This is a genomic window from Pseudomonas sp. S2_F03, assembly GCF_054668335.1.
Map to the genome: position 1 here is coordinate 3,239,291 of NZ_CP162759.1, position 19,005 is coordinate 3,258,295.

Consider the following 19,005-nt stretch of genomic DNA (forward strand, 5'->3'; position numbering starts at 1 on the left):
TGCGAGTCTGGTTGAGCGGCCTGGCCTGCGCCGCTGCCTGGATCAAAGGGCACCCCATTGACCCGTGAAATCGAACAATTACTGCGGGCGGCAGGGAAATAAATAGCGCCTGCCTGTAGTACCTGTCTGATGTTGCCTGACACAAAACGCCGCGCATTATAACCAGCGTTCGCGCGTTCCGGGGCATCGCTGGCGGGAAGGGGAATGGCCGGTTTACTGGCGGTGGAGGAAAAATCTGCTAACAATGCACACGGTGCGTATAACGGCAGCTACGCCATAATGCGCGCCGAGATCAAAGGAGCATCTAATGAGCAGCACTGCAAACACTGCTGAAGGCGAAAAAATTCTTATTGTTGACGACGATCCGGGCCTCAGCAGCCTGCTGGAGCGTTTTTTCGTCAGCAAGGGCTACCGCGCCCGCGCCGTACCCAACACCGAGCAGATGGATCGTCTGCTGTCGCGTGAAGTGTTCAACCTGGTCGTCCTCGACCTGATGCTGCCCGGCGAAGACGGCTTGACCGCCTGCCGCCGCCTGCGCGCCGCGAACAATCAGATTCCTATCATCATGCTGACCGCCAAGGGCGATGAGCTGAGTCGTATCAAGGGCCTGGAACTGGGCGCCGACGATTACCTGGCCAAGCCGTTCAACCCGGATGAGCTGATGGCCCGCGTCAAAGCGGTTCTGCGTCGTCAGTCGACACCTGTGCCGGGAGCACCGGGCAGCGAAGACGAAAGCGTGACCTTCGGTGATTACGTACTGTCGCTGGCGACCCGCGAACTCAAGCGTGGCGACGAAGTACACATGCTCACCACCGGTGAGTTTGCGGTCCTCAAGGCATTGGTGATGAACGCGCGTCAGCCACTGACCCGCGACAAGTTGATGAACCTGGCCCGTGGCCGCGAGTGGGATGCCCTGGAGCGTTCCATCGACGTGCAGATCTCCCGTCTGCGCCGGATGATCGAACCCGATCCGTCCAAGCCGCGTTACATCCAGACAGTCTGGGGCGTGGGCTACGTGTTCGTTCCGGATGGCGCCGCCACCAAGTGATCGGCGATTTGTAGGAGCGGGTCCTGCGGACGACATTGTCCGCAGACTCGCGATCCGCAATATGCGAGCATCGCTCGCTCCTGCAAGTGTGTAGCGGTTATCCATGAAAACCCCGTTTGGTTCCCCCAGAGTTTCTTCTCCCGCACCCTTTGGCTGGTGCTGATCGTCGTTCTGTTTTCCAAGGCGCTGACCCTGGTTTATCTGTTGATGAACGAAGACGTGCTGGTGGACCGGCAATACAGCCACGGTGTCGCCCTGACGCTGCGCGCCTATTGGGCCGCCGATGAAGAAAACCGCGCGAAGATCGCCGATGCCGCCACCCTGATTCGGGTGGTGGGTGCCGGTGTGCCTGAGGGTGAGCAGCACTGGCCATACAGCGAGATCTACCAGCGGCAGATGCAGGCTGAACTGGGCGCCGATACCGAAGTCCGGTTACGCATGCACTCGCCGCCGGCGCTGTGGGTCCGGGCGCCGAGCCTGGGTGATGGCTGGCTGAAAGTGCCGCTGTATCCGCATCCGTTGCGGGGGCAGAAAATCTGGAATGTGCTCGGCTGGTTCCTCGCCATTGGCTTGTTGTCCACGGCGTCGGCATGGATCTTCGTCAGTCAGCTCAACCAACCATTGAAACGTCTGGTGTATGCCGCAAGGCAACTCGGCCAGGGGCGCAGCGTGCGATTGCCCATCAGCGACACGCCCAGTGAAATGACCGAGGTGTATCGCGCCTTCAATCAGATGGCGGAAGACGTCGAGCAGGCCGGCCGGGAACGCGAGCTGATGCTGGCCGGTGTGTCCCACGACTTGCGTACGCCGTTGACCCGATTGCGTTTGTCCCTGGAGCTGATGGGTGATCGCACCGATCTGACCGACGACATGGTGCGCGACATCGAAGACATGGACGCAATCCTCGATCAGTTCCTGGCGTTTATCCGCGATGGTCGTGACGAGTCGGTGGAGGAAGTGGACCTCAGCGACCTGGTGCGCGAAGTCGCGGCACCGTACAACCAGAACGAAGAAAGAGTGCGTTTGCGCCTGGAGCCGATCCAGCCGTTTCCATTGCGCCGGGTGTCGATGAAACGCCTGTTGAACAACCTGATCGGCAATGCCTTGCATCACGCCGGCAGCGGCGTTGAGGTGGCGGCCTATGTGTCTGGCGATACTGCCGCGCCGTATGTGGTGCTGAGTGTCATGGACCGTGGGGCGGGGATTGATCCGTCGGAGCTGGAGGCGATCTTCAATCCGTTCACTCGGGGGGATCGTGCCCGGGGTGGCAAAGGGACCGGCCTGGGCCTGGCGATCGTGAAGCGGATTGCGTCGATGCACGGTGGGAATGTTGAGTTGCGTAACCGTTCCGGTGGCGGGCTGGAAGCTCGGGTACGGTTGCCGCTGGGGTTGATGTTGCCGCGGGATGCTGTCTAAGCGCCGGTATTTTTACCTGATCGTTCCCACGCTCCGCGTGGGAATGCAGCCTGGGACGCTCCGCGTCCCATTTAAAGCCGAACGCGGAGCGTCCGTTGATGCATTCCCACGCAGAGCGTGGGAACGATCAGCCTCAGCCCTTTCCTTTGGTTCGGGTCATGTTCGGCCCGCCATTCTTTTCCAGATGTTCGATGATGATCCCCGCCACGTTTTTCCCGGTGGTGGTCTCGATCCCTTCCAGTCCCGGCGACGAATTGACTTCCATCACCAGCGGCCCGTGATTGGAGCGCAGGATGTCCACGCCCGCCACCGCCAGGCCCATCACCTTCGCTGCACGCAACGCGGTCATGCGTTCTTCGGGTGTGATCTTGATCAGGCTGGCACTGCCACCTCGATGCAGGTTGGAGCGGAACTCCCCGGGCTTGGCCTGACGCTTCATTGCTGCGATCACCTTGTCGCCGACCACGAAGCAACGAATGTCGGCACCGCCGGCTTCCTTGATGTATTCCTGAACCATGATGTTCTGCTTCAGGCCCATGAACGCTTCAATCACCGACTCCGCCGCCGTTGCCGTTTCACACAACACCACACCAATGCCCTGGGTCCCTTCCAGCACCTTGATCACGAGCGGGGCGCCGTTGACCATGTCGATCAGGTCGGGAATGTCATCCGGCGAGTGAGCGAACCCGGTCACCGGCAGGCCGATGCCGCGACGTGACAGCAATTGCAACGAACGCAGCTTGTCCCGCGAACGGGCAATGGCCACCGATTCATTGAGCGGAAACACGCCCATCATTTCAAACTGGCGCAACACCGCGCAGCCATAAAACGTGACCGACGCACCGATCCGGGGGATCACCGCGTCGAACCCTTCCAGCGGCTTGCCGCGGTAGTGGATCTGCGGCTTGTGGCTGGCAATGTTCATGTAGGCGCGCAGGGTGTCGATCACCACCATTTCATGGCCACGCTCGGTACCGGCTTCAACCAGACGACGAGTGGAATACAGACGCGGGTTCCGCGACAGCACAGCGATCTTCATGCAACACCTGTGGAGGAGGTAGATACCGGGAACACCGGCTTGTCTTGTACGTACTTGATGCCCGGATTGACCACCAGCTGGCCGTGAATCAGGGCTTTGGAACCGAGCAACAGGCGATAACGCATGGATTTGCGGCAGGCGAGCGTGAACTCGACCCGCCAGACCCGATCACCGAGGGCCAGGGTGGTGCTGACCACGTATCGCTTCTGCGCGTGACCGTTGGAGCTTTTAATGGTTTTCATCGTCACCAGCGGCGCTTCGCAGCGTCGATGGCGCAACTGCACCACCGTGCCCAAGTGCGCGGTGAAGCGAACCCACTGCTCGCCATCGCGCTCGAACGGCTCGATGTCGGTGGCATGCAGGCTGGAGGTACTGGCACCGGTGTCGATTTTTGCCCGCAGGCCCGCGACTCCCAAATCCGGGAGCGCCACCCACTCGCGCAGACCGACAACGGTCAAATGGTCAAATGTCTTCAAAGTGCTCAACCGGTAGAAACCGCACGGCCCGGCAAGCGGCCGAATTCGCGGTATTCACGCAGAATAATGGTTAAAAGGCGACAGATATCTACGGCCCGGATTTCCAGCCCCTGCGAGAGGTTCTGGAATGCGTGCATTGTAATCCGAGCCGGTGGAATTCTTGGTACGACTGAAACGGTAGTACAGTTCAGCAATATTTCAGAATGAGGAAATCCCATGGCACAAAAAAACGAAGAGGACGATAAAGTCCGTCTCGATAAATGGTTGTGGGCCGCGCGTTTTTACAAAACCCGTGCCTTGGCCAAGGCTGCCATTGAAAGCGGCAAGGTGCATTGCCGGGGCGAGCGTTGCAAGCCAGGCAAGGAACCGAGAGTCGGCGATGAGTTTGTGATTCGAGCCGGTTTCGACGAGCGCACGGTGGTGGTTCAGGCGCTGTCGATCGTTCGTCGGGGCGCGCCGGAGGCCCAGACGCTGTATGCCGAAACCGAAGCCAGCATCGCCAAGCGCGAAAACGCCGCCGCCCAGCGTAAGGCTGGCGCGCTGGGTGTGAGCACCGATGGCAAACCGAGCAAGAAACAGCGACGGGATTTGTTCAAGTTTCGTGGCAGTAGCAGCGGCGACTAGCCTGAAATCCGGCCCTTTGACCGCGGCGGACTTGCAATTGGCGGGATGAGTAACCATATCGGGTCATTCCCTGACGGTACTACGAGCTGATAAATAGCCACTCGTCGAAAATCACTACCGCATCCGACCCCATGGGCCATAAAGAGGGCCTATGGCGTCAGAGGCGTTGAAACTTCATTTTGATCAATTCAGATACCCAGACTTATGACCGACCTACCGGATAACGACTTCACCCAACGCTTCATCTTCGATGACAGCGACACCCGTGGCGAGCTGGTCTCGTTGGAGCTCAGCTACGCCGAAGTCCTGGCCAAACACGCCTATCCGGAACCGGTCGCACAATTGCTCGGCGAACTGATGGCGGCTGCATCGCTGCTGGTCGGCGCGCTGAAGTTCGATGGCTTGCTGATTCTCCAGGCCCGTTCCGATGGCCCGATCCCGCTGCTGATGATCGAGTGCTCCAGCGAGCGCGATATCCGCGGCCTGGCCCGTTACGAGGCCGATCAGATTGCCCCCGATGCGACACTCGCCGATTTGATGCCAAACGGCGTGTTGGCGCTGACAGTCGACCCGACCCAGGGTCAGCGTTACCAGGGCATCGTCGACCTCGACGGCGAGACCCTGTCCGAGTGCTTCACCAACTATTTCGTCATGTCCCAACAGGTCGGCACCCGTTTCTGGCTGTACGCCGATGGCCGCCGCGCCCGTGGCCTGCTGCTGCAACAACTGCCTGCCGATCGCTTGAAAGACGAAGAAGAACGCGCCGCCAACTGGCAGCACCTCACTGCGCTGGCCACCACCCTGACCGCCGATGAATTGCTGAGCCTGGACAACGAAACCGTGCTCCATCGTCTTTACCACGAAGAGCAAGTGCGCCTCTTCGACGTGCAGAAACTGCGCTTCCGTTGCAGCTGCTCGCGCGAACGTTCGGCCAATGCCCTGGTCAGTCTGGGGATGGACGATGCGCAAAATCTGGTGGTTGAACACGGTGGCAACATCGAAATCGACTGCCAATTCTGCAACCAGCGCTACCTGTTCGATGCCGCTGACGTCACTCAATTGTTCGCGGGCGCAGGGGTCGAGACGCCGTCAGATACCCGTCACTAAAACGGTTCAGCGCAGGTAAATTCACTGGTAAGTGCCGGAATAACGCCGTTACGACAGGAGGGGCCTACTCTTTTTGGGCTTTTCTGGCATAATCCGGCCCACTTTTTTCGCGGTAGTAGTGCACGACTTTCTACTACAAAAACGTTTGGAGCACTCGGCCACTGGCCGACGGGGAACCTCATGACGCAAGCCAATAACGCCGTGTACACCGATCTGAGTGTTGATGATCTGGTTAAAGAAGCCCTGAATCGCGGTGAAGGCGAGCTTGCCGATACCGGCGCGCTGGTTGTTCGCACCGGTCACCGTACCGGCCGCTCGCCAGTCGACCGTTTCATTGTTGAAGAGCCAACCACTCAGGCTGCCATCGCCTGGGGCCCGATCAACCGCAAGTTCCCGGCCGACAAGTTCGATGCCCTGTGGGACCGCGTTGAGGCGTTCAACAATGCACAAGAGCATTTCGTTTCCCACGTTCATGTAGGTGCGGCTGCCGATCACTACCTGGCCGTGAAAATGACCACCCAGACTGCCTGGCAGAACCTGTTCGGTCGTTGCCTGTTCATCAACCCGGCCCAGTACAACCCGGCTGGTCGTGAAGAGTGGCAGGTTCTGAACGTTGCCAACTTCGAATGCGATCCAGAGCGTGACGGCACCAACTCCGATGGTTGCGTGATCCTCAACTTCGCACAGAAAAAAGTGTTGATCGCTGGCATGCGCTACGCCGGTGAAATGAAGAAAGCCATGTTCTCGGTGCAGAACTTCCTGCTGCCGGCCGCCGACGTGCTGCCAATGCACTGTGCTGCCAACATCGGCGAAGAAGGCGACGTGACCCTGTTCTTCGGTTTGTCCGGCACCGGTAAAACCACCCTGTCCGCCGACGAAAGCCGTTACCTGATCGGTGACGACGAACACGGTTGGGGCGAGGGCGTAGTGTTCAACATCGAAGGCGGTTGCTATGCCAAGTGCATCGACCTGTCCGAGAAGAACGAGCCGGTCATCTGGAAAGCCATCAAGCACGGCGCAGTCCTGGAAAACGTCGTTATCGATGACGCGAAGCACGCCGACTATGCCGACGTCAGCCTGACCCAGAACAGCCGCGCGGCCTATCCGTTGGAGCACGTTGCCAAGCGTTCCGAGAAGAACCTCGGTGGCGAGCCAAACGCTGTGATCTTCCTGACCTGCGACCTGACCGGCGTGCTGCCGCCAGTGTCGATCCTCAGCGAAGAACAAGCGGCCTACCACTTCCTGTCCGGCTACACCGCTCTGGTGGGCTCGACTGAAATGGGTTCGGGCAGCGGCATCAAGTCGACCTTCTCCACCTGCTTCGGCGCACCGTTCTTCCCGCGTCCGGCTGGCGAATACGCAGAACTGCTGATCAAGCGCATCCGCGGCTTCGGCTCCAAGGTTTACCTGGTCAACACCGGCTGGACCGGCGGTGGCTACGGCGTCGGCAAACGCTTCAACATCCCGACCACCCGTGCGGTGATCGCAGCGATCCAGAGCGGCGCGTTGATCGGTGCTGAAACCGAACACCTCGACACTATCAACCTCGACGTGCCATTGGCCGTGCCGGGCGTTGAGACTGGCCTGTTGAACCCACGTAACACCTGGGCTGAAAAGGCTGCTTACGATGAAGCTGCCAAAGCACTGGCGGGTCTGTTTGTTGAGAACTTCAAGAAGTTCGAAGTGAGCGATGCGATCAAGGCTGCCGGGCCGAAGTTGTAAGACTGGTTCTGGCGAATGAAAAAGCCGCCCTTCGGGGCGGCTTTTTTGTGGGCGCTATTCAGCTCGTCAGATTCACGAAACTGCCAATATTCCAGCTGAAACTGCGTAAAACGACCAGGATAATGGCACTTATGCGTTCGATTTGGAGCCTTCCAATTCGAGCGTATCCCACCGTTGAGCTTTGATTGCTTTGTACAGCATGCCAATGGTCAGTGGGACTTTGTCACCGCGACCTTTGGCTCGGCGCTTGAGGAACACATCAAACCCTTCCGGCTGAAAGTAGCGATAGGCGTCGTAATCTATCAAGTCGATCCCAAACTGCTCTTCCAGCGCTTCCATCAAGTGCCGCGCATCGGTGCCGTCACAACTCAGGTCGAAGTTGATCGAGGTGGTGAGGCTGATGGATTTGCGTTCAGGCAGGCCGAGTTCCTCGTGCAACAACTGCATGAGCAGGTGCATGGTGTGGTCGTCGGGGAAGTTGGGGGCGAGGTTCATGATGGCCTCCAGTTGGAGAAAAGTGGCGTTGATACGCTCAGTGCCTTCTTTCAAATAACGAGCGGTTGGGTCGGCGTCGGAGAGCTTTTGTAGCATTCGAAACCTGGTGGTGGGCCTAATCACGGCCATTGTTGTCTAGCATGCAGTACCCGTATTGCTTCTACCGTTTGTGGCAAGACCGCATAGACCATAACGTAATTTGGTGTGGCGACTATTTCATGAGTGCCATGGATTCTGCCCTTTTTATATAGCTTTGGTTGCTGGCGTGCTTGCTCTGCTTTGAATTCGAAGACTTCGTCTAAAGCAATTGCCGCGTAAGGGTTGTCCTGGCAAATGTAATTCATGATGTTGTCCCGGTCAGTCAGCGCCGAGGGGCGCCAAACAACCCGCATTAGCGCTTCCGTCGACGTATGGCATCACGTTTTGCAGCAAAGATTCGGCGTGCCTCTTCGTCACTCACGCTTGGTCGGGGATCATCAATGCTGGCCTGAACCTGCTTCCTGAACCACTCCTCATAAGCAGCGGCTTCATGAGCTTGCTTCATTGCGTCGGAACGGTCCGGGCGCGAATAGGTTTTTACTTGTAGGGGGTCATAGCCCGATGCATCGACATCGAAATGATTGATGCCTATTCCTTGCAAATAAATCACTAGCGTTTCAAGTTTTTTAAATAGGCGAATTTGTTGGCTGCGTTGCGCTGCCAGGGAATGTGCTTGTGATCCATGTTCAATCTGTACCGCCCACCCACCCTGTTTGGCTGAGATGTGAGCGGCGTTAACGGCGCCGTTTTCAACCAGTTTGACAAGCGTGCTGTGATCAATCGTTTCGGTTGTCATAAAAAGGAGCCCGTGGCTGATCAGTGGCTCACATGCTACGCAATCAATAATAGTTTGCAATCTTTTGCCTCCATTAGGGATGTAGGAATTAGTATCCTTTTTCGTGGGCAGCCAGCTCACAGTGAAGTTGGCTTCCCGGTGAAAAGGGTGTCTTAGGTTGGTGCTTTCCAGCCCATCATGCGTTGTTGGGCGACTTGCATCAGGTCGCAACCGTCCTGAGTCAGCAGGTAGAGCGCGTGAGTGATGTGCGGGATGTCTTCGACGTCGCCGTGTTTGAAGCAGATGCAGTGCAGGGTTTTGAGGAGATCACTGGAGGCTCGGATGCGCTGCATGGCAGCTTCGAGGATGTCCTGGGGGTTGGCCTGTGTGTCGATGATCAGGGGCGGGGAGTCGGTGAGATTGGTTTGCAGCGGGCGGTAGCGATCAAAAAGAGGATTTAACGTTGTCACTGATGAACACCTGTATTTAATTGGAAATGTGAACTCTCTTTGTCGGGTGACCAAGCCCGAGCCGCTGATTTGGCAGCGACGGTCACGACTATAGGTGTGAGCCGCCAGGCAGCGAAAGGCGACAAGGGATCTGTCGTTGTAGGACCGGGATGAAGCTTTGATAGGGCGCTGCCTACAGACTTATCCCCAGCCGAAATATCTATCGTTTAGAGCCATCAGGCCTTCCGCGTTATCGTCCATTGCGGGCAAGCCCGGCTCCTACAGGGATTTTCATCCGGGCATCAACCAGCGCTAATTCTCGGTAGGCGCTGGTGGGCGATGTCCAACAGTTCGTTGCCGTCCTGAGTCAGCAGGTACAACGCGTTGACGATGTTGGGGATGTCGGCTGTATCGGCGTGTTTGAAGCATAGGCAATAGAGGGTTTCGAGCAGGCCGGTGGCGGCGCGGATGCGTTGTCGGGCGGCGTCGAGAATTTCGTGAGGATCTGCGTCGGTGTCGATGACCAGCACCGGTGTTTCGCTGTAGTTGGATTTGAGTGGGCGATAGCGGTCTTGCATGAGGTCCGTCCTGTTTTCAGCGGCGCGGCAAACTATAGGGGCGCGCATCAGGGGGTCGCAATACCGCGCAAATGGACAGGTTTTGTAGGGGGTTTACCGTCGATGTCGTCTTTTGCCTACGCGCGCGCCAGAATCCGTAGGACGATTCGAAAACGCCTGCGTTTCGCTTAAAGCGAGTCAGGCATGCGATGCCTTAGCCCCTTCGCCTGCTGGTGATCCTTTGAAGCTGTATCATCCCGTATCGTTTTGGCCCCCGACCTTTTGTCGACTCGCTGCGTTTGCCGGCTAGGCTTTGGGCTTCGCAGCGGTCAACGGAGTGACAGCTTATGCACAACACCCTGGAACAGGTTTTCGGTTATCCACAGTTTCGTCCTGGCCAGGAGGCGGCAGTCAGCGCGGTCTTGGCCGGGCGCTCGGCGGCGGCGATTTTCCCGACAGGTTCGGGCAAATCCCTTTGCTACCAATTACCCGCCGTGCTGCTGCCACACCTGACGCTGGTGGTCTCGCCATTGCTGGCGCTGATGCAGGATCAACTGGCGTTCCTGCAACGCCACGGTATTGCCGCGGGCAGCATCGACTCGGCGCAGAGCCGTGATGACGCCAGTGATGTGATGGCGCGGGCCAAGTCTGGCGAGCTGAAGATCTTGATGATTTCAGTGGAGCGGCTGAAGAACGAGCGCTTCCGTAACTTTTTGCAGCAAGTGCCCATCTCGCTACTGGTGGTGGACGAGGCGCATTGTATTTCCGAGTGGGGCCACAACTTCCGCCCCGACTACCTCAAGCTCCCGGACTACCAGCGCCAGTTCAATATTCCACAGGCGCTGCTGCTGACCGCGACCGCGACGCCCAAGGTCATCGCCGACATGGAGGCCAAGTTTGCCATCGCACCGGAAGACGTAGTGACCACGGGTTTCTATCGACCCAACCTCAACTTATTGGTAGAGCCCGTGCGTGGTCAGGACAAACGCCGACGGCTGGTCGAATGGATGAACGAGCGCCCCAATCAGCCAAGCATCGTCTACGTCACCCTGCAAAAAACCGCTGAGCATATTGCTGAACATTTGAGCCGCAACGGCATTCAGGCCGAGGCGTATCACGCCGGTTTGCCCCACGAACAACGCGAAGCCATTCAAAAACGCTTCATGGGCGGGCAGTCCAATTGCATCGTCGCCACCATCGCGTTTGGCATGGGCATCGACAAGAGTGACATCCGCAATGTGGTGCATTTCGACCTGCCCAAATCCATCGAAAACTACAGCCAGGAAATCGGCCGTGCCGGACGTGACGGGCAGCCGTCCGATTGTCTGGTGCTAGCCAACCGCGACAGCCTCAACGTGCTGGAAAACTTCGTCTACGGCGATACGCCGGAACTGGACGGCATTCGCTGCGTACTCGACGAGTTGCAAGCGTCCGCCCCCGAAGGTCAATGGGAGTTTTTAATCGGCCCGCTGGCGGACCAGAGCAACATCCGGCAATTACCGCTCAAGACCTTGCTGGTGCAACTGGAACTGCGCGGATTGATTGCCCCGCGTTACGCCTATTACGCCGAATACCGCTTCAAATACTTGCAGGAACCCGAGGCCCTGTTAGCCCGTTTTGAGGGTGAGCGAAGGGACTTTGTCGCGGCAATCATCCAGACCTCCAGTCGCGCACGGACTTGGGCGACGGTGAATTTCGATGCGCTGTACGAGCAGCACCAGGCCGAGCGCAATCGGGTGGTCAAGGCACTGGATTACTTCCAGGAAAAGGGTTGGGTCGAACTCGAAAGCAAGCAGATGACCGAGGTCTACAGCCTGCTGCAATCGGAAGTTGATTCTCAGGCCTTGAGTGTCGAGTTACATGCCTACCTCACTCAACACGAGCGAACCGAGATCGCTCGGATTCACGCCATGCTTGATCTGTTTGCCACTGACCAGTGCCTGGGTTATCGCCTGGCCGAGTATTTCGGTGATGAAAACGCGCCTCGGCAGTGCGGGCATTGTTCGGTCTGTCACGGGCACGTAGCCCGGCTGCCAGCACCGCCGGAGTTGCCGGCACTTGTGGATAAAAGTTTCGAAGCACTGTGCGGTGATTTTATCCACAGGCACGAGCAGCACACCGGCAATGCACCGTCGGCCGAGCGCGCCACGCGGTTTCTGTGCGGCATCAGCGTACCGCTGTTTACCAAGCTCAAGGTGCGGGCAATTGCGGGGTTCGCGGCGCTGGAGAATTATCCCTATGCCGACGTGCGGGAGTGGGCCGAGGCGCATCTCCCGGGGTAGATCCATCCGCTGAATGTTGCTCATCACAGGAATAAATTTCAAAAATGCAGGGCGTCTGACTATGGTGAGGGCTGTCTTTGGATCGCCAACAAGAGAGCAAATCATGAGCCAGACGCCATTCAATATTCAGCGTGCCGCCGTCATCGGTGCAGGCACCATGGGCCGTGGCATTGTCATGTGTCTGGCCAATGCCGGGGTGCCGGTGCAGTGGGTGGATAACAATCCGCAGATGCTTGAACAGGCGCTGGCCACCGTCGCGGACACCTACGCCCATAACGTGCGTCAGGGCCGCATCGATCAGGCGGAGGCGGATGCGCGCCTCGCACGGGTAACGGCGGCTGCCGATTACGCATCGATTCGTGATGTTGATCTGGTGATTGAAGCGGTCTACGAAAACCTGGAATTGAAGCAGAAAATTTTCCGGGAACTGGACGGCCTGCTCAAGCCCGAAGCGATCCTGGCCAGCAACACCTCGGCCCTGGACATCGACGCCATTGCCGCCGCCACTCGCCGTCCGCAACAGGTCCTGGGGCTGCACTTCTTCAGCCCGGCGCACATCATGAAACTGCTGGAAATCGTCCGTGGCGCCCAGACTGCGCCGGCGGTACTCGATGCCGCGCTGGTGCTGGGCAAGCGCATGGGCAAGGTCAGCGTGGTGGCGGGCAATTGTGACGGATTCATTGGCAACCGCATGCTCAATACCTACGTGCTCGAAGCGCGCAAGATGCTGCTGGAGGGGGCCTATCCCTACCAGGTGGATGCGGCGCTGCAAGGTTTCGGTTTTGCCATGGGACCGTTCCGCATGTACGACGTGGTCGGGGTCGACCTGGGGTGGCGTGCGCGGGAATTGGCCGGCACCGGGCAGGATGCGCCAGAGGTTCAAGTGGATAACCGACTGTGTGAACTCGGGCGCTTCGGTCAGAAAAGTGGCAACGGCTATTACCACTACGAACCGGGCAGTCGCCAGGCTGAGCACGATGTAGAGGTAGATGCGCTGGTATTGAAGGTCAGCGAAGGCTTGGGCTTCCTGCGCCGCGAAATCAGCCCTGAAGAGGTTCTGGAGCGTTGCTTGCTGGCACTGGTCAACGAAGGCGCGAAGATCCTTGAGGAAGGCATTGCCGGGTCGGCACACGACATCGATCTGGTGTACCTCAACGGCTATGGTTTCCCGGCGAACAAGGGCGGGCCGATGGCCTGGGCGGATCAGCAAGGATTGGCGGACATCCACCAACGCTTGATGGCATTGGAAACCCGGCAAGGCGATCACTGGCAGCCAGCGCGGCTGATTGGCGAGTTGGCGGCGGTGGGTAAAGGATTCGCGGATCGGTAGACTTCAATACCGGTGATCGTTCCCATGCTTTGCATGGGAACGCCTCCTTGGACGCGCTGCGTCCACTGTGACGCCAAGCGTCACGGGCTGCATTCCCACGCAGAGCGTGGGAACGATCTTTCAAGACGAGAGCCTCCCATGAACCAACGCACCGACTACCCGCACTTCCAGCCCATCACCACCCGCTGGCACGACAATGACGCCTACGGTCACGTCAACAACGTCACCTACTACAGCTTCTTCGACACGGCGGTGAACACCTACCTGATCGAAGTCGGCGGCCTGGATATCCATGACGGCGAGGTGGTGGGTTTTGTCGTGAGTTCGGCTTGCGATTACTTTGCTTCCATCGCGTTTCCGGACCGGATCGAGATCGGTCTGCGAGTCGGCAAGCTGGGCAACAGTTCGGTGCAATATGAATTGGCCGTGTTCAAGCAAGGGGAAGAGGAAGCCTGCGCGGCGGGGCGCTTCGTGCATGTGTTTGTAGATCGCCTGTCGAATCAGCCTGTGTCGATTCCGGCCGGATTGCGTGGGGCGCTGGAGCGTTTGGTGGTTTAGACCGGGCAAAAAAAATCGCAGCCCGAGGGCTGCGATTTTTTGACGTACCGGCTAGCGAGGCGACTGAAGTCTCAATCGCGGTCGCGGTAGTACTTGTGGTGCTTGCGATGACCGTAGTGGTGGCCACGATCGTGGTGACCGTCACGGTAGTAGCCACGATCACCGCGATAGGAGCGATTATCGTTGTCGCCCTCATCATCGTATTTGTTGCCCATGTAGTTACCCAGCGCGCCACCGGCGCCGCCGCCTGCTGCGGAGCCGATCAGGCTGCCGGTGGTGCCGCCCATGCTGCGGCCGACCACGTTACCGCCTGCTGCGCCCAGTGCGCCGCCGATAGCGGCTTCGCCACGGCTGTGTTTGTTTGCGCCAACTGCGCTACCACCCGCGCCGCCCAGGGCCGCGCCGATGGTGGAACCTGTATTGCCGCCTAACGATTGACCGACGACCGAGCCAAGAACCCCGCCCAATGCGCCGCCCACACCTGCTTCGGTGGTGCCGCCAGCAGAAGCAATGCCACTGACCAAGCCAAGGGACAACAAGAGAATCGAGGAGAACTTCATGGGGGAACCTCAAGGGGATGACGGCGCGATCCTGAGGCTGTGTCAGGGGTGTGACAATCGAAATCCGACGAGTAACACGACTTCAGCACATTTTGATAAGTTACTGTTTTATAGACGGAACTTAACGGTTTTTCGCCGGTCTTTAGTTACTTCGGACAGGCCGTTTCTATACAGAAACGGCCTTTTTTGTGGGCGATTGGAAAGTTGTTCGTCGCGAAGAGTGATCGTTCCCACGCTCTGCGTGGGAACGCCTCAATGGACGCATTGGGACGCGGAGCGTCCTGGGCTGCATCCCCACGCAGAGCGTGGGAACGATCAGGGGTTGGACGTCAGGCCGACCTGGCCATGATCAATCCGGTTTCACTCGCTGCTTCCAAACGGATCGCCACAAACTTCGACGTCGGCGTATGGCTGCCATCCCCGGTGCTTTCCAGTGGCACCAGCGGATTCACTTCCGGGTAGTAAGCCGCCGCTTGCCCCGCCGGAATATCAAACGCCAGCAGGGTGAAGCCCTTGACGCGGCGCTCACGTCCGTCATCCCAGATCGAAACGATATCGGCCTTCTGCCCCGGTTTGAAACCCAGGCGAATGATGTCGGCTTCGTTCACAAACAGCACATCGCGCTGACCTTTCACTCCACGGTAACGGTCGTTGAGACCATAAATCGTGGTGTTGTACTGATCATGTGAACGCATCGATTGCATGATCAAGTCAGGCAACACGCCCGTCGCACGCGTACGTTCGTGCACAAGGTCTTTGGGCAGCGTATTGGGACGGAAATTGGCCCGGCCCGACGGGGTATTCCACTTGCGCGCGCCGGCGCTGTTGCCAAGGTAGAAACCGCCCGGGTTCTTGACCTTCTCATTGAAATCGCGAAAGCCCGGAATGGTGTCGGCGATCAGGTCGCGAATGCGCCCGTAATCAGCCACCAGCCAGTTCCAGTCCACCGGTTTGCTGCCCAGGGTCGCGGCGGCGATACCGGCGATAATCGACGGCTCCGAACGCATCTGATCGGACAATCGCTGCAACTGGCCGTTGGAGGCGTGGACCATACTGAACGAGTCTTCCACGGTCACCGCTTGCGGGCCTTCAGTCTGGATGTCGATGTCGGTACGGCCCAGGCACGGCAGGATCAGCGCGTCTTTGCCGTGGGCCAAATGGCTGCGGTTGAGCTTGGTGCTGATTTGCACGGTCAGGTCGCAATTGCTCAGGGCCTTGAAGGTGCGCGGGCTGTCCGGGGTGGCTTGGGCGAAATTGCCGCCCAGGCCAATGAATACTTTGGAGCGGCTTTCAGCCATGGCGTGAATCGCTTCGACCACGTTGTGGCCGTTGTGGCGTGGCACTTTGAACTGGAAGCGACGCTCCAGCGAGTCAAGGAACGCCACTGGCGGACGTTCGTTGATGCCCATGGTCCGGTCGCCCTGCACGTTGCTGTGACCACGTACCGGGCACAGGCCGGCGCCCGGTCGGCCGATGTTGCCACGCAGCAGCATCAGGTTGGCGATTTCCTGGATGGTCGCCACCGAATGGCGGTGCTGGGTGATGCCCATCGCCCAGCACATGATCACGTTCTTGCCTTTGGCGTACATGCGCGCCGCTTGCTCGATCTCCACCAGGGTCAGGCCGGACTGCTCGACGATCTGCTCCCATGACGTATCGTCGACGATGCCCAGGTACTCCAGCACGTTGGCGCTGTGTTCATTGAGGAAGTCGTGGTCGAACACGGCCGGCTCACCGGCCTTCTGTGCGTCGCGCTCCCATTGCAGCAGGAACTTCGCCATGCCGCGCATCAGCGCCATGTCGCCGCCAAGCGCTGGGCGCAAGTAGGCGGTGTTGGTGGGCTTGTCGCCGTTGGTGAGCATTTCGATCGGGTGCTGTGGATGCTGGAAGCGTTCCAGGCCACGCTCTTTGAGCGGGTTGATGCACACCACTTGAGCGCCGCGTTTCACCGCTTCACGCAGTGGTTCGAGCATCCGTGGATGGTTGGTGCCGGGGTTCTGGCCCCAGACGAAAATCGCGTCGGCGTGCTCGAAGTCATCGAAGGTCACGGTGCCTTTGCCGACGCCGACACTTTGCGCCAGCGCCACGCCGCTGGCCTCGTGGCACATGTTCGAGCAGTCCGGGAAGTTGTTGGTCCCGTAGGCGCGCACGAACAGCTGATACAAGTAAGCCGCTTCGTTGCTGGCCCGGCCCGAGGTGTAAAACTCGGCCTGATCCGGGCTCGACAGGCCCTTCAAATGTTTGGCGATCAGCGCAAAGGCGCCCTCCCAGCTGATCGGTTTGTAGCGATCGGTCTGGGCGTCATAAACCATAGGCTCAGTCAGACGACCCTGATATTCGAGCCAATAGTCGCTCTGCTCCAGCAAGGACGTAACGCTGTGCTTGGCGAAAAACGCACCGTCCACCCGGCGTTTGGTCGCTTCCCAGTTCACCGCTTTGGCGCCGTTCTCGCAGAACATCACCATGCCCTTTTCCGGAGAATCGCCCCAGGCGCAACCTGGGCAGTCGAAGCCACCGTTCTGGTTGGTCTTGAGCATGATGCGCAGGTTTTTCAGTGCGTTATCGCTGGTCAACCAGGCCTGGGCCACGCTGATCAGTGCACCCCAGCCGCCGGCCGGTCCTTTGTAGGGCTTGTAGCGAGGGACGGGTGTCTGATCGGCTTGACGGTGTTGACTCACGCTTGGTTCTCCATCGCAGGGCTGTAAACCCGCGGCGCACTTTTTGCGGCAGGTGGATGAGATTGAGGTGGTGACGACGGGCCCATTGCACGGCGAGGCCCGTGGGCGACGACAGGCTGACGAGGGTCTGGATACCGGCGCGCAATACTTTCTGGATCAGTTCGAGGCTGCACCGACTAGTGACAATCGCCAGGCCGCCGGTGGTCGGGATCTTCTGGCGGATCAACCCGCCAATCAGTTTGTCGAGGGCGTTGTGCCGACCGATGTCTTCACGGCCCATCAGCAATTCGCCCTGACCGTTCATGAACACCGCCGCGTGCACTGCGCCGCAATGCTGGCCCAACGGCTGGAAGGCGCCGATGCGTTGGCGCAGGCCATCGAGCCATTCGGCAGGCGGCAGCGGTGCGCCGGGTAACACCTTGAGATCCGGCAACGCCTGTTCCACGGCTTCCACGCCGCAGAGCCCGCAACCGCTGGTGCCGGCCAATTGCCTACGCTGTTGCTTGAGGTTCCAGAAGGCGCGGTTGGCAATGGTCACTTGCGCGTACTGCGCCGAGCCCGAGCCGCTGAGTTGCAGGTCGTAAATGTCGTTGGCGTCTTCGATGATGCCGCTGCCGAGGCTGAAGCCGACAATAAAGTCTTCAAGGTCCGTCGGTGTTACCAGCATTACGGCTTGGCTGATGCCGTTGTAGGCGATCGCCAACGCGACTTCTTCAGCCAGCGCGGTGCTGGCCGATTCGGTGTATTGAAGGTCGCAAAAACTGTACTTCTGGCTAGCGTCTGGCGCGGGCGTGTCGAGGGCAGGCGCCGCGCAAGTAGGGCGCTTGGCGTTCATGAGGTATCACCGACGTTTTAGTCAGCTTTAAGCCTAGGCGTGTCAACTTGTCGCGTCTAATCGCTATTACTGATCTGCCGATAGATGCCGTCGATCAAGAAGCTATTGGTGATTTCTGATAGAGCGCGAAACAGGCTTCCGCCAACGCCGAACGCGGCGCACTTCGACGCATGATCAGCCCCAGCCGGGCGAGGGTCTGCGCGTTTTCGATCGGTTGCAGGCGCAGGTGATCGGTGAGGTTCTCCAGCCCGCCGTCCAGCGGCATCACCGCGCAGCACATGCCACCGTGTACCGCTTGCAGCAATTGATGGACTGCATCGGTTTGCAGCAACGGCTGGGGCGTCAGGCCACGGCTGTGGAAGTTGTGGTCGATGGATTGGCGAAAGTGCATGCCGCTGGTGAGCATGCCCAGCGGCAGTTCGATCAACGATTCCCAGCTCAACGGCGCCTCGCCGAAATTGAAGAAGCGCTGGTCGTAGAGCAGACCCATACGGGTTTCGCTGAAGGCCAGCGAATCGAAGCGCTCGTTGTCCAGACGCTCCAGATAGGACACGCCGAGGTCGAGGCGGTTGTTCGCCAGCTGTTCGAGGATTTGCTCGGAACTCAACGCCGAGAGTTCGAAGCGCAGGTTCGGGTGTTCGGCGTGCAAGCGTTGCATCAAGGGCAACGGATCGAAACTCGACAACGGCACCACGCCCAACCGCAATGTGCCGACCAGGTTGCCACGACAGGCCGCGGCTTCAGCCTGCAAACCGTCGTAAGCCGCCAGCACTGTGCGCGCCCAGGCCAGCACGCGCTCGCCGGGGGCGGTAAACCCTTCGAAACGCTGACCGCGATTGACCAGCGGCAATTCAAGCTCTTCTTCGAGGCTGCGCAGGCGCATGGACAAGGTTGGCTGGGTGATGTGACAACGCGCGGCGGCCTGGCCGAAGTGCCGGGTTTCGTCGAGGGCGATGAGGAATTTCAGCTGCTTGATGTCCATCTTCGCTCCAGGGCGCGGTGAAGGCGCGATTCT

The 19,005-nt window shown here is 59.1% G+C and carries 18 protein-coding genes and 1 pseudogene; 8 read left to right on the forward strand and 11 right to left on the reverse strand.

What is annotated here, in order from left to right; all coding sequences use genetic code 11:
* Positions 1–307 precede the first annotated feature (307 nt).
* Entirely contained in the window at positions 308–1,048 is a 741-nt protein-coding gene (ompR, locus tag AB4N76_RS15215) for an osmolarity response regulator transcription factor OmpR (RefSeq protein ID WP_046031308.1), read from the forward strand.
* Between the two features lie 99 nt (positions 1,049–1,147).
* Positions 1,148–2,464 carry an ATP-binding protein gene (locus tag AB4N76_RS15220; protein WP_460164614.1) on the forward strand — a complete coding sequence of 439 codons (1,317 nt, stop codon included), beginning with the start codon at positions 1,148–1,150 and terminating at the stop codon, positions 2,462–2,464.
* 133 nt (positions 2,465–2,597) lie between these two features.
* Here AB4N76_RS15220 and rimK read toward each other — a convergent pair whose 3' ends face one another.
* Both rimK and rimB read right to left on the reverse strand, forming a co-directional pair.
* Positions 2,598–3,503 carry a 30S ribosomal protein S6--L-glutamate ligase gene (gene rimK / locus AB4N76_RS15225; protein ID WP_007949201.1) on the reverse strand — a complete coding sequence of 302 codons (906 nt, stop codon included), beginning with the start codon at positions 3,501–3,503 and terminating at the stop codon, positions 2,598–2,600.
* Positions 3,500–3,979, reverse strand: a complete 480-nt coding sequence (rimB, locus tag AB4N76_RS15230; protein ID WP_007949200.1) for a retropepsin-like aspartic endopeptidase RimB — start codon at positions 3,977–3,979, stop codon at positions 3,500–3,502. The genes rimK and rimB overlap by 4 nt, the downstream gene beginning before the upstream one ends.
* 216 nt (positions 3,980–4,195) lie before the next feature.
* Here rimB and AB4N76_RS15235 point away from each other — a divergent pair, with 216 nt between their 5' ends.
* From AB4N76_RS15235 to AB4N76_RS15245, 3 genes are all read left to right on the forward strand, one after another.
* Positions 4,196–4,603 carry an RNA-binding S4 domain-containing protein gene (locus tag AB4N76_RS15235; protein ID WP_046031306.1) on the forward strand — a complete coding sequence of 136 codons (408 nt, stop codon included), beginning with the start codon at positions 4,196–4,198 and terminating at the stop codon, positions 4,601–4,603.
* A gap of 204 nt (positions 4,604–4,807) precedes the next feature.
* Positions 4,808–5,710, forward strand: coding sequence for an Hsp33 family molecular chaperone HslO (gene hslO, locus AB4N76_RS15240; RefSeq protein WP_046031305.1), 903 nt, complete (start codon positions 4,808–4,810; stop codon positions 5,708–5,710).
* 180 nt (positions 5,711–5,890) lie between these two features.
* The gene (locus AB4N76_RS15245; RefSeq protein ID WP_046031304.1) at positions 5,891–7,432 is read left to right on the forward strand and encodes a phosphoenolpyruvate carboxykinase; all 1,542 of its coding nucleotides are present in this window, start codon (positions 5,891–5,893) and stop codon (positions 7,430–7,432) included.
* 129 nt (positions 7,433–7,561) lie between these two features.
* On the opposite strand, the gene AB4N76_RS15250 is transcribed toward AB4N76_RS15245, so the two are convergent.
* The 5 genes from AB4N76_RS15250 to AB4N76_RS15270 all read right to left on the reverse strand — a co-directional run bounded on the left by AB4N76_RS15250 (position 7,562) and on the right by AB4N76_RS15270 (position 9,768).
* Positions 7,562–7,927 (reverse strand): DUF1493 family protein, encoded by a 366-nt coding sequence (locus tag AB4N76_RS15250; RefSeq protein WP_109785523.1) that lies wholly within the window; start codon positions 7,925–7,927, stop codon positions 7,562–7,564.
* Positions 7,928–8,046: 119 nt separating this feature from the next.
* Positions 8,047–8,271: a type II toxin-antitoxin system RelE/ParE family toxin gene (locus AB4N76_RS15255; protein WP_460163208.1), complete on the reverse strand. Its 225-nt coding sequence runs from the start codon at positions 8,269–8,271 to the stop codon at positions 8,047–8,049.
* A gap of 47 nt (positions 8,272–8,318) precedes the next feature.
* Positions 8,319–8,822, reverse strand: coding sequence for an antitoxin PaaA2 family protein (locus tag AB4N76_RS15260; protein ID WP_460163209.1), 504 nt, complete (start codon positions 8,820–8,822; stop codon positions 8,319–8,321).
* 92 nt (positions 8,823–8,914) lie between these two features.
* On the reverse strand, positions 8,915–9,211 hold the full coding sequence (locus tag AB4N76_RS15265) for a hypothetical protein (RefSeq protein WP_109785301.1): 297 nt from the start codon (positions 9,209–9,211) through the stop codon (positions 8,915–8,917).
* A 281-nt stretch (positions 9,212–9,492) separates the two neighbouring features.
* Entirely contained in the window at positions 9,493–9,768 is a 276-nt protein-coding gene (locus AB4N76_RS15270) for a hypothetical protein (RefSeq protein WP_460163210.1), read from the reverse strand.
* Between the two features lie 326 nt (positions 9,769–10,094).
* Here AB4N76_RS15270 and AB4N76_RS15275 point away from each other — a divergent pair, with 326 nt between their 5' ends.
* The 3 genes from AB4N76_RS15275 to AB4N76_RS15285 all read left to right on the forward strand — a co-directional run bounded on the left by AB4N76_RS15275 (position 10,095) and on the right by AB4N76_RS15285 (position 13,917).
* The gene (locus tag AB4N76_RS15275) at positions 10,095–12,029 is read left to right on the forward strand and encodes a RecQ family ATP-dependent DNA helicase (RefSeq protein WP_460163211.1); all 1,935 of its coding nucleotides are present in this window, start codon (positions 10,095–10,097) and stop codon (positions 12,027–12,029) included.
* A 103-nt stretch (positions 12,030–12,132) separates the two neighbouring features.
* On the forward strand, positions 12,133–13,359 hold the full coding sequence (locus AB4N76_RS15280) for a 3-hydroxyacyl-CoA dehydrogenase (protein WP_460163212.1): 1,227 nt from the start codon (positions 12,133–12,135) through the stop codon (positions 13,357–13,359).
* 138 nt (positions 13,360–13,497) lie between these two features.
* Positions 13,498–13,917, forward strand: a complete 420-nt coding sequence (locus AB4N76_RS15285) for an acyl-CoA thioesterase (RefSeq protein ID WP_460163213.1) — start codon at positions 13,498–13,500, stop codon at positions 13,915–13,917.
* A gap of 71 nt (positions 13,918–13,988) precedes the next feature.
* Here AB4N76_RS15285 and AB4N76_RS15290 read toward each other — a convergent pair whose 3' ends face one another.
* From AB4N76_RS15290 to AB4N76_RS15305, 4 genes and pseudogenes are all read right to left on the reverse strand, one after another.
* The gene (locus AB4N76_RS15290) at positions 13,989–14,477 is read right to left on the reverse strand and encodes a glycine zipper domain-containing protein (protein ID WP_046031293.1); all 489 of its coding nucleotides are present in this window, start codon (positions 14,475–14,477) and stop codon (positions 13,989–13,991) included.
* Positions 14,478–14,806: 329 nt separating this feature from the next.
* Positions 14,807–17,155, reverse strand: coding sequence for an FdhF/YdeP family oxidoreductase (locus AB4N76_RS15295; RefSeq protein ID WP_077432256.1), 2,349 nt, complete (start codon positions 17,153–17,155; stop codon positions 14,807–14,809).
* A pseudogene (gene fdhD, locus AB4N76_RS15300) lies at positions 17,152–17,990 on the reverse strand (formate dehydrogenase accessory sulfurtransferase FdhD). The gene AB4N76_RS15295 and the pseudogene fdhD overlap by 4 nt, the downstream one beginning before the upstream one ends.
* A gap of 94 nt (positions 17,991–18,084) precedes the next feature.
* Positions 18,085–18,972 carry a LysR family transcriptional regulator gene (locus AB4N76_RS15305; RefSeq protein WP_077432257.1) on the reverse strand — a complete coding sequence of 296 codons (888 nt, stop codon included), beginning with the start codon at positions 18,970–18,972 and terminating at the stop codon, positions 18,085–18,087.
* Positions 18,973–19,005: the final 33 nt, after the last annotated feature.

Bases quoted from the DNA above. Each gene is read 5' to 3' on its own strand.
- ompR (WP_046031308.1), top strand. From the start codon at position 308: ATGAGCAGCACTGCAAACACTGCTGAAGGCGAAAAAATTCTTATTGTT.
- rimK (WP_007949201.1), bottom strand. From the start codon at position 3,503: ATGAAGATCGCTGTGCTGTCGCGGAACCCGCGTCTGTATTCCACTCGT.
- AB4N76_RS15235 (WP_046031306.1), top strand. From the start codon at position 4,196: ATGGCACAAAAAAACGAAGAGGACGATAAAGTCCGTCTCGATAAATGG.
- hslO (WP_046031305.1), top strand. From the start codon at position 4,808: ATGACCGACCTACCGGATAACGACTTCACCCAACGCTTCATCTTCGAT.
- AB4N76_RS15245 (WP_046031304.1), top strand. From the start codon at position 5,891: ATGACGCAAGCCAATAACGCCGTGTACACCGATCTGAGTGTTGATGAT.
- AB4N76_RS15250 (WP_109785523.1), bottom strand. From the start codon at position 7,927: ATGAACCTCGCCCCCAACTTCCCCGACGACCACACCATGCACCTGCTC.
- AB4N76_RS15255 (WP_460163208.1), bottom strand. From the start codon at position 8,271: ATGAATTACATTTGCCAGGACAACCCTTACGCGGCAATTGCTTTAGAC.
- AB4N76_RS15270 (WP_460163210.1), bottom strand. From the start codon at position 9,768: ATGCAAGACCGCTATCGCCCACTCAAATCCAACTACAGCGAAACACCG.
- AB4N76_RS15275 (WP_460163211.1), top strand. From the start codon at position 10,095: ATGCACAACACCCTGGAACAGGTTTTCGGTTATCCACAGTTTCGTCCT.
- AB4N76_RS15280 (WP_460163212.1), top strand. From the start codon at position 12,133: ATGAGCCAGACGCCATTCAATATTCAGCGTGCCGCCGTCATCGGTGCA.
- AB4N76_RS15285 (WP_460163213.1), top strand. From the start codon at position 13,498: ATGAACCAACGCACCGACTACCCGCACTTCCAGCCCATCACCACCCGC.
- AB4N76_RS15290 (WP_046031293.1), bottom strand. From the start codon at position 14,477: ATGAAGTTCTCCTCGATTCTCTTGTTGTCCCTTGGCTTGGTCAGTGGC.
- AB4N76_RS15305 (WP_077432257.1), bottom strand. From the start codon at position 18,972: ATGGACATCAAGCAGCTGAAATTCCTCATCGCCCTCGACGAAACCCGG.